At 66.7% G+C, this 12,180-nt stretch carries 11 protein-coding genes; 6 read left to right on the plus strand and 5 right to left on the minus strand.

Annotation, left to right across the window (positions count from 1 at the left end; all coding sequences use genetic code 11):
* Nucleotides 1–24: 24 nt before the first annotated feature.
* The gene (locus BM052_RS09560; RefSeq protein WP_143084797.1) at nucleotides 25–1,584 is read right to left on the minus strand and encodes a hypothetical protein; all 1,560 of its coding nucleotides are present in this window, start codon (nucleotides 1,582–1,584) and stop codon (nucleotides 25–27) included.
* Between the two features lie 30 nt (nucleotides 1,585–1,614).
* Complete coding sequence (locus tag BM052_RS09565) at nucleotides 1,615–3,792, minus strand: primosomal protein N' (protein WP_091145993.1); 2,178 nt, start codon at nucleotides 3,790–3,792, stop codon at nucleotides 1,615–1,617.
* A 48-nt stretch (nucleotides 3,793–3,840) separates the two neighbouring features.
* Here BM052_RS09565 and BM052_RS09570 point away from each other — a divergent pair, with 48 nt between their 5' ends.
* Together BM052_RS09570 and fsa are read left to right on the plus strand one after the other, a co-directional pair.
* A complete protein-coding gene (locus BM052_RS09570; protein WP_091146089.1) occupies nucleotides 3,841–4,533 on the plus strand; it encodes a DUF4197 domain-containing protein in 693 nt (230 codons plus the stop codon).
* Nucleotides 4,534–4,630: 97 nt separating this feature from the next.
* Complete coding sequence (gene fsa / locus BM052_RS09575) at nucleotides 4,631–5,281, plus strand: fructose-6-phosphate aldolase (protein WP_091145996.1); 651 nt, start codon at nucleotides 4,631–4,633, stop codon at nucleotides 5,279–5,281.
* 98 nt (nucleotides 5,282–5,379) lie between these two features.
* Here fsa and BM052_RS09580 read toward each other — a convergent pair whose 3' ends face one another.
* Complete coding sequence (locus BM052_RS09580) at nucleotides 5,380–5,826, minus strand: hypothetical protein (protein WP_255406052.1); 447 nt, start codon at nucleotides 5,824–5,826, stop codon at nucleotides 5,380–5,382.
* Nucleotides 5,827–5,903: 77 nt separating this feature from the next.
* On the opposite strand from BM052_RS09580, the gene thiE reads away from it, so the two are divergent.
* Nucleotides 5,904–6,575 (plus strand): thiamine phosphate synthase, encoded by a 672-nt coding sequence (gene thiE / locus BM052_RS09585; RefSeq protein WP_091145998.1) that lies wholly within the window; start codon nucleotides 5,904–5,906, stop codon nucleotides 6,573–6,575.
* 121 nt (nucleotides 6,576–6,696) lie between these two features.
* Here the strand turns inward: thiE and cofC are convergent, their stop codons facing one another.
* Together cofC and npdG are read right to left on the minus strand one after the other, a co-directional pair.
* Nucleotides 6,697–7,314, minus strand: a complete 618-nt coding sequence (gene cofC, locus BM052_RS09590; protein ID WP_091146001.1) for a 2-phospho-L-lactate guanylyltransferase — start codon at nucleotides 7,312–7,314, stop codon at nucleotides 6,697–6,699.
* A gap of 4 nt (nucleotides 7,315–7,318) precedes the next feature.
* Nucleotides 7,319–7,969 (minus strand): NADPH-dependent F420 reductase, encoded by a 651-nt coding sequence (gene npdG / locus BM052_RS09595; RefSeq protein WP_091146002.1) that lies wholly within the window; start codon nucleotides 7,967–7,969, stop codon nucleotides 7,319–7,321.
* A gap of 121 nt (nucleotides 7,970–8,090) precedes the next feature.
* On the opposite strand from npdG, the gene cofE reads away from it, so the two are divergent.
* From cofE to cofH, 3 genes are read left to right on the plus strand one after another with little or no spacing between them, the layout of a single operon-like run.
* A complete protein-coding gene (gene cofE / locus BM052_RS09600; RefSeq protein WP_091146005.1) occupies nucleotides 8,091–8,873 on the plus strand; it encodes a coenzyme F420-0:L-glutamate ligase in 783 nt (260 codons plus the stop codon).
* Nucleotides 8,870–9,829, plus strand: coding sequence for a 2-phospho-L-lactate transferase (gene cofD, locus BM052_RS09605; RefSeq protein WP_091146006.1), 960 nt, complete (start codon nucleotides 8,870–8,872; stop codon nucleotides 9,827–9,829). The genes cofE and cofD overlap by 4 nt, the downstream gene beginning before the upstream one ends.
* Nucleotides 9,826–12,174: a 5-amino-6-(D-ribitylamino)uracil--L-tyrosine 4-hydroxyphenyl transferase CofH gene (cofH, locus tag BM052_RS09610; RefSeq protein ID WP_369821518.1), complete on the plus strand. Its 2,349-nt coding sequence runs from the start codon at nucleotides 9,826–9,828 to the stop codon at nucleotides 12,172–12,174. The genes cofD and cofH overlap by 4 nt, the downstream gene beginning before the upstream one ends.
* Nucleotides 12,175–12,180: the final 6 nt, after the last annotated feature.

The raw sequence follows: 12,180 nt of genomic DNA on the forward strand, positions 1-12,180 counted from the left end.
GGGTAGAAAGACTATTGTTCGAAGCTATGAATTCGGTACGATAGTGACCTGCTCGTTCTTAGCTGATTGCTCCATCTGTTCGATCGCCGCCAGAATTTTCTTGGCACCGCTCGATGCGTGTGGGTTATTGGCGAGAACCGTCATAACCGAGATGGCTTCCGCGAAGTGGTGCTGGTTCGCGAGATCGAGGGCGTAGGCAATACGCACCTCGTTGACTTCAGGGATGAGTTCGTACGCACGACCCAGCGCAGCTTGCGCCGATGCCGGCGGCACTATCCGTTCCTGAGCATAGGATTGATAGTAGAGATAAAGAGCCTGGGGGTCATTGGGATCAATGTTATTGGCGGCGGCGATTTCTCGCCGAACTTGTGACCATTCCTGCGTGGTGCCTTGACGTTGATTAAGACTATGCAACATCAGCCGCGCCTTGGCGAGGTGAAGGCTAGGTTCACGAGGAGAAATTTCGAGCGCGTGATCGACGAAAGCTTCAACTCTAGCGAGATCCTTGCTCTCGGATTCGGCCAAATCGTCGCTTTTGTTGTCGTCGGACGATGAGACGAAGGCTTTTTTTACGCCGAGCACCCGATCAGTCTCGGCAATGGCAGCATCGCGGATCACGCGCGGGGCTTCTGGATAGCGTTGGGCCAACGTGCGGAGTTCTTCGAGCGCGCTATCGGCAAGACGCGCAATACGAATGTTCAGCGAAAGCGCCGCTAGCCTGGAATCGATATCATCGAGAGGAACGATTCGAATTTCGCCTGAATAGACTAATGGTGTATTGGCGCGGCGAAAGGGGACGCGCCCGACCGCGTATTTACGCAGGTCCGCATCAAGTTTTTTGAGATTTCCGAACGCTGCGGCGGCCTCCTTGAGATTCTGGCCTCTTCGAAATCGTTGAAGATAGTCGATCAACTGTCCCTGGCGAGATTGGTCGAAATTCAACATATGCACAAGGAGCCAGCCGCGGGCGTAAATCATCGACACATCATCGGTTGATGGTTTCTCGTCGATGAGACCAAGCAGTTCTTCGATGGAAATGTTGCCGTGCATCACGTCGTAGGCACGTATGTCATCCACTTTGCCGATGGTCCAGATGCCGTCACGGGTGAAATCGACGGTTGATACGAACTCGGCAAAACCTTCCTGGTACCAAAGCGGAGCGATGTCCTCGAAATGGCGGAACATGAAATGATGACCGTATTCGTGGAATAGAACCGGCAGCCCACCGGCTTCGTAGCGGCTCGTTTGCAGGCGACTAGCTACGACATACGAGCCGGCTATGTCGGGATGGTAGAAGCCCGCGACAGACTGGTTACCAACTAATGTACCGATATCGCTCGAAGTATCGAGTAGATAGACGGTCAGTCGGCTGGGATGATCTTCCTGAGGCGTGTTGAGCAAGGCTCGCAGCAACGTGTCGAACCGTTCCAGCGTCTCGGCAAATTCCTTCAGTGTTGCCGCGGGGCCATCACTGTAGATCACGAAGTTGTTGGATTCCGCCTTGTTCCAGCCTGTAGCCGTCGCTGGTGCAGAAGATAGGAGCGTCCAAAGGAGCGCCAGCCCCAAACCAATCTGTTTGCGCAACTTGTTTCCCCGTCGTTGCTAATCAACCGACTAAACAAAGCTGTAGGGGTCGATGTCAATGTTTACCCGCACGCCGCGCGGGAACTGCAGGGGATCGAGCCACGCGCGCAGCGTCTTCTGGAGCTCGGCGCTGCGGCGTGCATTGATTAAGAGGCGAAAACGGTGCCGCCCTCGTAGCAGGGAGAGCGGCGCGGGAGCGGGGCCGAGGACCAGCATGTCCGGCAGGTTGGGCGCGGTGCCGCCGATGGCGCGCGCGGCGGCGAGGGCTTCGGTCTGGTCTTCCGAGCTGACGATGATCGCCGCCCACCGCCCGAAGGGAGGAGCGCCCGCATCGCGGCGGGCTTCGGTTTCGGCGGTGTAGAAAGCGTCGCGATCGCCGTTCGCCAGCGCGGCGATGACGGCGGCTTCCGGGTGCCGGGTCTGGATCAGCACTTCGCCCGGCTTCGCGCCGCGTCCGGCCCGCCCCGCGACTTGCGCGATCTGCTGGTAGGTGCGTTCCGCCGCGCGCAAGTCCCCGCCTTCGAGGCCAAGGTCGGCATCGATCACGCCGACCAGCGTCAATTCGGGGAAGTGGTATCCCTTGGTGACGAGCTGGGTGCCGATGATGACGTCGATCGCCCCGCTTTCGGCCATGGCGACGAATTCGGCGATGGCCTCCGGATGGTTCATGGTGTCCGAAGTCACCAGCGCGGTGCGCGCCTCGGGCAGGATTTCCGCGACTTCGTCGGCGATCCGTTCGACGCCGGGGCCGCATGCGACCAGGCAGTCGGCGGTGCCGCAGTCGGGGCAGGCATCGGGCACCGGCACTTCATGTCCGCAATGATGGCAGGCGAGGCGCCGGGAAAAACGATGCTCGACCAGCCAGGCCGTGCAGTTCGGGCACTGGAAGCGATAACCGCAGTTGCGGCACAGCGTCAGCGGGGCATAACCACGCCGGTTGAGGAACAGCAGCGACTGTTCGCCGCGCTCCAGCCGCGCCTTCATCTCCTCGACCAGTCGCGGGGCCAGCCAGCGACCGCGTTCGGGCACTTCCTTGCGCAAGTCGACGACGTGGATCTCGGGCAGCCTGGCACCGCCGAAACGGTCGGGCAGGGCGATCTTGCGGTAGATTCCGGCCTCCGCGAGTTGCATTGATTCGAGCGCGGGGGTGGCGCTGGCGAGAATCACCGGCAGGCCTTCGAACTTGGCGCGGATAACCGCCACGTCGCGCGCGTTGTAGCGCACGCCGTCATCCTGCTTGAACGATACCTCGTGCGCCTCGTCGACGACGATCAGCCCCAGGTTCGCATAAGGCAGAAACAGGGCCGAACGGGCCCCGACCACGACCTGGGCCGCGCCCAGCACGATCGAACGCCACGCGCGCCGCCGCTCGCTCGACTTGAGCGAGGAGTGCCACAGCACCGGCGGCACGCCGAAACGGTGCTCGAAACGGCGCAGGAAATTTTCCGTCAGCGCGATCTCGGGCAGCAGCACCAGCACTTGCCTGCCAAGCCGCAGCGCCTCGGCCACGGCGTCGAAATAGCACTCCGTCTTGCCCGAACCGGTGACGCCGTCGAGCAGGAAGGGGGCGAAGCCGTCCCCGTCGGAACTGGCGCGCACCGCGCTAACGAAAATCTCGGCGGCGGCCCGCTGGTCCTCGCTGAGTTGGGGCACCGCGAAGCCGGGCCGGGCGGCCGGGTAGGGTCGGTCGAGGTCCACCGTCACCGGTTCCAGCAGCCCGGCGCCGACCATGCCGCGCAGCACGCCTTCCGACACGCCCGCCAGTTCGGCCAGCTCGCGGATGGAGGCCTGCTCGCCTTGCAGCGCATCGAGCGCGGCGGCGCGCTGCGGGGTCAGGCGCGCGGGTTCCTGGCCGGTCAGGCGGTATTCGGTGGCGGTGCCGCCGCCGCGCAGCGCCGCCATGCTGCCCAGCGCCATGCGGGCGACCGACGAGAGCGGCGCACAGTAGTAATCGGCGGTCCATTCGATCAGCCGCCGCAATCGCGCGGGAAGCGGCGGAACCGGCAATGCTTCGAGCAGCGGGCGCAGCTTGGATTCCGGCACTTCCTGCGCGCTCAGGCGTTCCGGTTCCCAGACGATGCCCAGCACCTGGCGCGGGCCGAGCGGCGCGATGACGACCGAACCGAATTCGATCGCCATCGCTTCGGGCACGCGATAGTCGAGAACGCCGAGCGCGGTGTTGAAGACGAGGAGTCGGACGCGTTTCATCTGCGGTGCATATAGGCACCGGCGGATCGGATCGTGAAGGAGGCGGACATGGAAGGTTGGGGATCGGGCAAGGGCACTCTGGAACGCCGCGCGGTGCTGGCGGCCCTGCTGGCGGGGGCGGGCGCGCTGGCGTTGCCGGGCTGCGCCTCGATGGGGCAGGGCGGCCAGGTGGAGGTCGTGCGCCGCCTGCTGGCGCTCTCGACGCAGCGCGCCTTCGCGCGGCTGACCCAGCCGGATGGCTTCTGGAACAGCGCGGTGGCCCGTATCAACCTGCCGGTCCTGTTCGGCAAGCCGGGCTCGATCGCGTCGAAGGTGCTCAAGTCCTCGGTATTTCGCGAAAAGCTCCAGCACCTGCTCAACAACATTGCCGAGGACGGCGCCCGCAGGGCGGCGCCGGTGGTGGCCGAAGCGGTGCGGGGGACAGCGATCGGCGATGGAGCGGCGCTGCTGAAAGGGGGGCGCACCGCCGCGACCACGTACTTGCGCCAGGCGATGGGGCCGGCGCTGGTCAATGCGATGATTCCCGAGCTCGACCAAGTGATGCGCGCCGCCGACGATCCGATCCTGGGCCAGGCGATCGGGGCGCTGTCCGGTGTGAACATCCAGGACGCCGCCCATGCCCTGGCGCTGGAGGCGGATAACGCGATCTGGTACGAGATCGGCGCCAGCGAGGCGGAAATCCGCGAGAATCCAGCCTCCACCAACGATCCGGTGCTGATCGCGGGACTGAAGCTATCGTGAACCTTCCGGTCCCTGCGCCACGGGGCTGCGGTAACTCTAGCCCGGCGGAATTCGCTTCCCTATAGCGCTCCCGAGACTCGCCAGCCAGGATCCACACATGAAGTTCTTCGTCGACACCGCCGAAATCGCCGACATCAGGGAGCTTGCCGATACCGGCCTGCTCGACGGCGTCACCACCAACCCCTCGCTGATCGCCAAGTCGGGCCGGGATTTCATGGAAGTGACGGCGGAGATCTGCAAGATCACCCACGGCCCGGTCTCGGCCGAAGTGGTCGCGCTCGACCACGAGGGGATGATGCGCGAGGCCGAAGTGCTGCGCCGCATCGCCGACAACGTCTGCATCAAGGTGCCGCTCACCATCGACGGGCTCAAGACCTGCCGCAAGCTTACCTCGGACGGGACGATGGTCAACGTCACCTTGTGCTTCTCGGCCAACCAGGCGCTGCTCGCGGCCAAGGCGGGGGCGAGCTTCATCTCGCCCTTTATCGGTCGGCACGACGACAATGGCTTCGACGGCATCGACCTGATCCGCGACATCCGCCTGATCTATGATAACTACAGTTTCGAGACCGAGATCCTCGCCGCCTCGATCCGCCATCCGGTCCATGTCCTGGAATGCGCCCGGATCGGCGCCGACGTGGCGACGATGCCGCCTGCCGTCATCAAGAGCCTGTTCAAGCACGTCCTTACCGAGAAGGGCATCGAAGGCTTCCTGGCGGACTGGGCCAAGACCGGGCAGACGATCTGAGCGCGGGCCCGGACCGAGCGGTTCGGCGCTGCTTCGGCGGCTTCACCGCCTTGTGACGACGAGCGGAGAAGCCGAGTCTCGTTTTGAGAGACTTGGTATTACAGTCCGCCCATGAAGCGGAAGCCGAAGCGGTAGGTGGCCGGATCGATGGTGCCGCCCGTCACCTTTTCGGGCTGGACTTCGGCCAGTTCCAGGCTGCCGTCGGCGACCTGGACCGGCTTGCCCGACGTGATTTCCTGCATGGTCCCGCCCGAACCGAGATCGATCCGCACGCGCAGGCGCACCTGGCCGGCCCAGACGCAGCGCGCGTTCATCGGGCAGCGGCTGTCTTCCAGCACTTCGATCGGCGTCACCCTGGGGCCATCCACGGTCACGGTCTGGCCCAGCGCGGCATAGGCGAGGGAAGAAGGGTTCCCGGCCGGTGCCTGTGTAGGTGCCTGTGAAGGTGGGGGCGGCGCGGTATCGCGCGGTTCGGCGGGTGGGATCACCGTGCAGCCGGCGATGCACAGGGGAGCCAGCAGGAGGAGCAGGGGGCGTGTTTTCATCGCCCCGGCCAAGCATGGCGCGCATGAACGGCTCCGGAATGCTTGGCGCGCGCGCGCCGCGGCGTTAGAGCGCGGCGATGACTGACAGAACCGACCATGCCACCTCCGCTGAAACAGAACGCGAACCCGCACAGCTCTATCTGATCTCGCCGCTCGATGTGGGCGGCGCCTTTCCGGAGCGCCTTGCCCGCGCGCTCGATGCCGGGCCGGTGGCGGCGTTCCAGTTCCGCGTGAAAGACCTGGACCAGCACGAGGCGGCACGCCTTGCGGCGCCTTTGCAGGCGCTCTGCGCCGCCCGCGACGTGGCGTTCATCGTCAACGATTCGATCAGCCTCGCCAAACGCATCGGCGCCGACGGCGTCCATCTCGGGCAAGAGGACGGCACGGTGGAGGAAGCCCGCAAGGCGCTGGGGCGCGATGCGCAAGTGGGCGTGACCTGCCATGACAGCCGCCACCTGGCAATGGAAGCGGGCGAGGCGGGCGCCGACTACGTGGCCTTCGGAGCCTTCTTCCCGACCACGACCAAGCCCGTGAAGCACACCGCCGGGCTCGACCTGCTGGAATGGTGGCAGGCGCTGTTCGAGATTCCCTGTGTCGCCATCGGCGGGATCACGCCGGAAAACTGCGCGCCGCTGGTGGCGGCCGGGGCGGACTTCCTCGCCGTTTCGGGCGCGGTGTGGAATGGTGACGAGGCGGCGGCGGTCAAGGCCTTCCACGCGGCGATGGCGGGGGCACTACCAGCTTTTTGATGCATTGTGCCCAAGACCCGCTCCACGCCCGCTGGCACTGAGCCCGTCGAAGGATACTGGCCTGTCCCCTTCGGCAGGCCCAGGACGAGCAGGTTCCGATTCGGATTGTGAGCACGATCCTCTAACGCGCCGGCGTGAACACCGGTGCGGCATCGGTGAGGTCCGCAGGCTCGTCCACGTCCTTTTCCAGTCCGGCGCTGCAAATCGTTTCCACGGCAAGGCCGAGTCGTTCCGCTTCCCGTTGATGCAGCGCGCGGCTGTCGGCGCCGAAGCGGAAGATGAAGCGCGACGCATCGGGCAAGGGCAGCGACAGGGCATTGGTGCCGGTGCCGTGGCGGTCGGGCGCGATCCCGAGCGTTCCGGCCGGGACTTGCGCCATGAGGTCCAGATCCAGCGCGGTGACGCAGGGAAGATCGCCCGCGATCACCACCACGCGATCGGGACCTTCCGCCCCGATCGCGGCAAGCGCCCCCCCCGATGCAGTGTCCAGTGCGGCGCCCAGTGCCGTGTTGAGCCCCGTGCCCGGATCGCCCAGCAGCGGGATGGCGCCGTCCAGGCCGTGGCGCGATGGGCCCACGAGCAGCACGCGCTCGATCGAACCCGCCTGCCCGGCAGCCTGGACCACATGCGCCAGCATGGCATCAACCAGGGCATCGCGCTCGCTTGCGGAGAGCACGCCGGCAAGGCGGGTCTTGCCTTCGCCCTTGCCCTTGATCGGTATGATGGCCCAGCAGCGCATGCGATCACGGAATGGCCGGCGCGTCCGTAAGGCTGGTGAAGCGGATGCCTGCGCCGTCGGCCTTGTAGGTCTTGTTCATGTAGATGAGGATGGAGGTCAGCGCCTCGGCCGCGGCCGAATTGGCCAGCGCGCCGCCGGAAAGGCCGCGAAGGCCCATGCCGGGGCACAAGTCCACCACCGTCTTGCGCGCTTCCACGTCGTCGCTGAACACCAGGACGTCGCAGTCGATGGCATGGTCGCTGTCGAGGTGGTGGGCCGAGACGTTGTGGAACGCGGTGACGAGGCGCGCGTCCGGCCCCAGGTGTTCGCGCGCCTGCATCGCGGCGCTGCCTTCGGCGGGAAGCTGTACCCGCATGACCTTGGGCGGCACCAGCGGCACGGTGGTATCGACGATCACGGCATTGCCGACTTTGTCCTTGATGAGCTTCAGCGTGTCCCCCTGGGAGGCGTGGGGCACGGTGACGATCACCACGTCCTTGCCCTGCGCGGCATCCTCGTTGGCGGCGTAGGCCAGTCCGCCCAGCTCCTCGGCGGTGATCTTGGCCTTGTCCGCCGAGCGCGAGCCGATCGTCACTTCATGCCCGGCCCGGGCGAGCCTGCGCGCGATGCCCTTGCCGAGCGCTCCGGTTCCGCCGATTACCGCGATTGAGGCCATCTGTCCTGTCTCCTGAAAATTGCCTGTTGCGTCTTCTTGCCGTTTGCCGATAGCGGCCGGGAAACACGGCGCAAGGGCAATCGCGGAAGAGGTGCATGGTCAATCCGGAATACCGTCAGGCATGAACGACGCCCCCCGACTGTGCGTGCATGCGCTGGCCGGCCTGCCGATGTTCGCCCCCGGCATGTCGATCGCGGGGGAGATCTGCGCCGCTCTCGCTGCTTTGGGAGACGGTCTGCGCGGCGGCGATATCTGCGTGATCGCGCAGAAGATCGTCTCCAAGGCGGAAGGCCGCGCACTGGAACTCGCTTCGGTGGCAGCGGGGCCGGAAGCCGCGCGCATCGCCGCCGTCACTGGCCGCGAACCGGGGGCGGTGCAGGCGATCCTCGATGAGAGCAGCGATATTCTGCGCTTCAATCCGGCGGCGATCATCGCCCGTCACCGCACCGGACACGTACTGGCCAATGCCGGCATCGATGCCTCGAACATAGCGGGCGGGGATGCCGGCACCGTGCTGCGCTGGCCGGTCGATCCGGACGCCTCGGCACGTGCGATCCGGCGAGCGCTGATAGAGATAGCGGGGGTGAACGTCGCGGTGGTGATCGCCGATTCGATGGGACGAGCCTGGCGGATCGGCACGGTGGGAACGGCGATCGGCTGCGCGGGCCTGACCGTGCTGGAAGACCGGCGCGGCAAGGCGGTGGACCTTTACGGACGCACCTTGCAGGCAACGGTGATCGCGGTCGCGGACTCGGTCGCCGCGATGGCCGCGCTGGCGATGGGGGAGGGCGACGAAGGCACGCCCGTCGCCCTGGTGCGCGGCTGCGAACGCTGGGTTCGCGACGAGGATGGGCCGGGCGCGGCAAGCGGGCTGCGTCCGCTCGAACAGGACATGTTCCGATGAGCGCGTCCAGACGCCACGTGCTCGCCCTCTCCGGCGGCGTCGGCGGGGCCAAGCTGGCGGCGGGGCTGGGCCGCGTGCTGGCGCCGGACGATCTGACCATCGTCGTCAATACCGCCGACGATTTCGAGCATCTTGGCCTGACCATCTGCCCCGACATCGATTCCGTGACATATGCGCTCGCCGGGCTCAACGATACCGAGCGCGGCTGGGGGGTGAAGGACGAGACATGGCAGGCCATGGCCATGCTGCGGGCACTCGGAGAGGCGGACTGGTTCAACCTGGGCGACCGCGACCTCGGCATGCACATCGCCCGGTCCTGGCGCCTGCGCGCGGGTGAAAGCCTGTCGGAGGTGACGGCCCGGCTCACCCGCCAGCTCGGCATCGCCCCGGCGATCGTGCCGATGAGCGACGTGCCGGTCCGTACCCAGGTCGGCACCGCCGACGGCTGGCTGGATTTCCAGCGCTATTTCGTGGCCGAGCAATGCCGGCCGGTCGCCACCGGCATCCGCTTTGCCGGCGTCCCGGGCGCACCGCCCTCGCCGGGCTTCGCCGCCGCGCTGGCGCGGGATGACCTGGCGGCGGTGATCGTCTGCCCCTCCAATCCCTATCTCAGCGTCGATCCGATCCTGGCGGTGGACGGCGTGCGCGCGGCGCTGGTCGCCCGCAAGGTCCCGCTCGTCGCCGTGTCGCCGCTGGTCGGGGGCGCCGCGCTCAAGGGGCCGCTGGCAAAGCTGCTGGGCGAGCTGGGACAGGAAGTGGGCAACCGGGCCATCGCCGATCACTATGGAGCCCTGCTCGACCACCTGGTGATAGACACGGCCGATGCCGCCGATGCCCAGGGGTTGCGCGGGAGCGGCCTTTGCGTCACCGTCACCGGAACCGTCATGCACGATGCCCAGGATCGGGAGCGGCTTGCGCGCGCAGCACTGTCAGCTGCCGGGATCGAAACAGGATGAACATGACCAGCAACGACAGCGCATTGGTTTCGCGCCTCCTATCCACGCCGCTCGAAGCCATCCTGGCCGAGGCGCGGGACCGGCGCGGCGCACGCGGAGGGCCGTTCACGCCGGCGCGGATGACCTATTCGCCCAAGGTCTTCATCCCCCTGACGCGCCTCTGCGCGGACGTATGCCATTACTGCACGTTCGCGACGACGCCCTCGCGCCTGGAACAGCCCTACCTGACGCCGGAGCAAGTGCTCGACATCGCCCGCGCCGGTGCGGCGGCCGGATGCAAGGAAGCGCTGTTCACGCTCGGCGATGCGCCGGAGCGCCGCTATGCGGCGGCGCGCGAATGGCTGGCGGAGCGCGGTTTTTCCCGCACCGTCGACTATGTGCGTCACTGCGCCGAGCTGGTCCTGAACGAGACGGGCCTGCTCCCGCATGTCAATGCCGGCGTGCTGGAGGAGGAGGACTACCGCATGCTGCGCCCGGTCTCGGCCTCGGTCGGGCTGATGCTGGAGAGCGTGTCCGCGCGTTTGCTGAACAAGGGAGAGGCGCACCACGGCTCGCCCGACAAGGAGCCGGCGGTCCGCATGGCCTCGCTGGCGGCGGCGGGCCGGGCGCGGGTGCCGACCACCAGCGGCATCCTCATCGGCATCGGCGAGACGCCCACGGAACGCATCGAAAGCCTGATTGCGCTGCGCGATCTGCATCGTCAGCATGGCCATCTCCAGGAAGTGATCGTCCAGAACTTCTGCCCCAAGCCGGGCACCAGGATGGCCGAGGCGCCCGAAGCATCGGAAGCCGATTTCCTGCGCACGGTGGCGGCGGCGCGGATCGTCCTGCCGGACGAGGTTTCGGTGCAGGCCCCGCCCAATCTCAACGACGAGCGCCTGGCCGAGTTGATCGACGCGGGCATCGACGACTGGGGCGGCATCTCGCCGGTCACGCTCGACCATGTGAACCCCGAGGCGCCATGGCCCGAAGTGGAGCGGCTGGAAGCGATCTGCGCCCGTGCCGGCCTGCCGCTGGTGGAGCGCCTGACCATCTATCCCCGTTTCGTCGCCACCGACGACAGCTCCTGGCTCGATCCGGCGATCCGTCCCGCCGTGCTCAAGCTGGCCGATGCCGAGGGCCTCGCGCGTGACAGCGAGTGGAGCCCGGGCGTGGCCGATCCCGCGCCGGGGACCGTGCATGCACCGCTGGGCCGCCGTCACGAAGGCCCGGTCGCGGCACGGCTTCACCGCATCCTGGACCGCGCGGCGAGCGGCACCGGGCTTTCCGAGGACGAGATCGTCGCGCTTTTCGCGACCCGGGGCGCGGCGGCGCGGGCGGTGGTTGAGGCGGCGGACGCGCTGCGTGCCGAAGTCAGCGGCGAGGCGGTGACTTATGTCGTCAACCGCAACATCAACTACACCAACATCTGCACCCACGCCTGCTCGTTCTGCGCCTTTTCCAAGACATCGATCAAGGCCGGTTTCCGCGACAAGCCCTACAACCTCGATCTTGCCGAAATCGCCGAGCGTGCCCGCGAGGCGGTGGAACGCGGGGCGACCGAAGTCTGCCTGCAGGGCGGCATTCACCCGAGCTATACCGGCGAGACCTATCTTGCGATCCTGCGCGCGGTGAAGGACGCTTGCCCGGATCTGCACGTCCATGCCTTTTCGCCGCTGGAAGTGAGCCAGGGCGCGCGCACGCTGGGCATGGCGGTTTCCGATTACCTTGCGATGCTCCGGGACGCCGGGCTCGGCTCGCTGCCCGGAACGGCGGCGGAGATCCTGTGCGACGATATCCGCGCCCGGATCTGCCCGGACAAGCTGACGACGCGGGAATGGCTCGATGTCGTGGGCACCGCCCACCGCGTCGGCCTGCCGACCACCTCGACCGTGATGTTCGGCCATCTCGAAGGCACCGCGCACTGGGCCCGCCACCTGTCGGCGCTGCGCGATCTGCAACTGGACACCGGCGGCATCACCGAATTCGTGCCGCTGCCGCTGATCCACATGGAAGCGCCGTTCTACCGCCGTGGCCAGAGCCGCAAGGGGCCGACCTGGCGCGAGGCGGTGATGATGCATTCGGTGGCGCGGCTCGCCCTCAACGGCGCGATCAATTCGATCCAGTGCTCCTGGGTAAAGCTCGGCATGGACGGCGCCGCCGCCGTGCTGGCGGCCGGCGCCAACGACCTGGGCGGGGTGCTGATGAACGAAAGCATCAGCCGCGCGGCCGGCGCCGCCCACGGGCAGGACGTCAGCGTCGATGAACTGCGCGCGGCGGCGGTTTCGGTCGGGCGCGTTCTGAAGCAGCGGACCACGCTCTACCAGGACGTAAAGGGAACCGAAGTCGCGGGCGAACTGGCCTGATACCAG

Source organism: Novosphingobium sp. CF614, from assembly GCF_900113255.1.
Taxonomy (GTDB): Bacteria; Pseudomonadota; Alphaproteobacteria; order Sphingomonadales; family Sphingomonadaceae; genus Novosphingobium.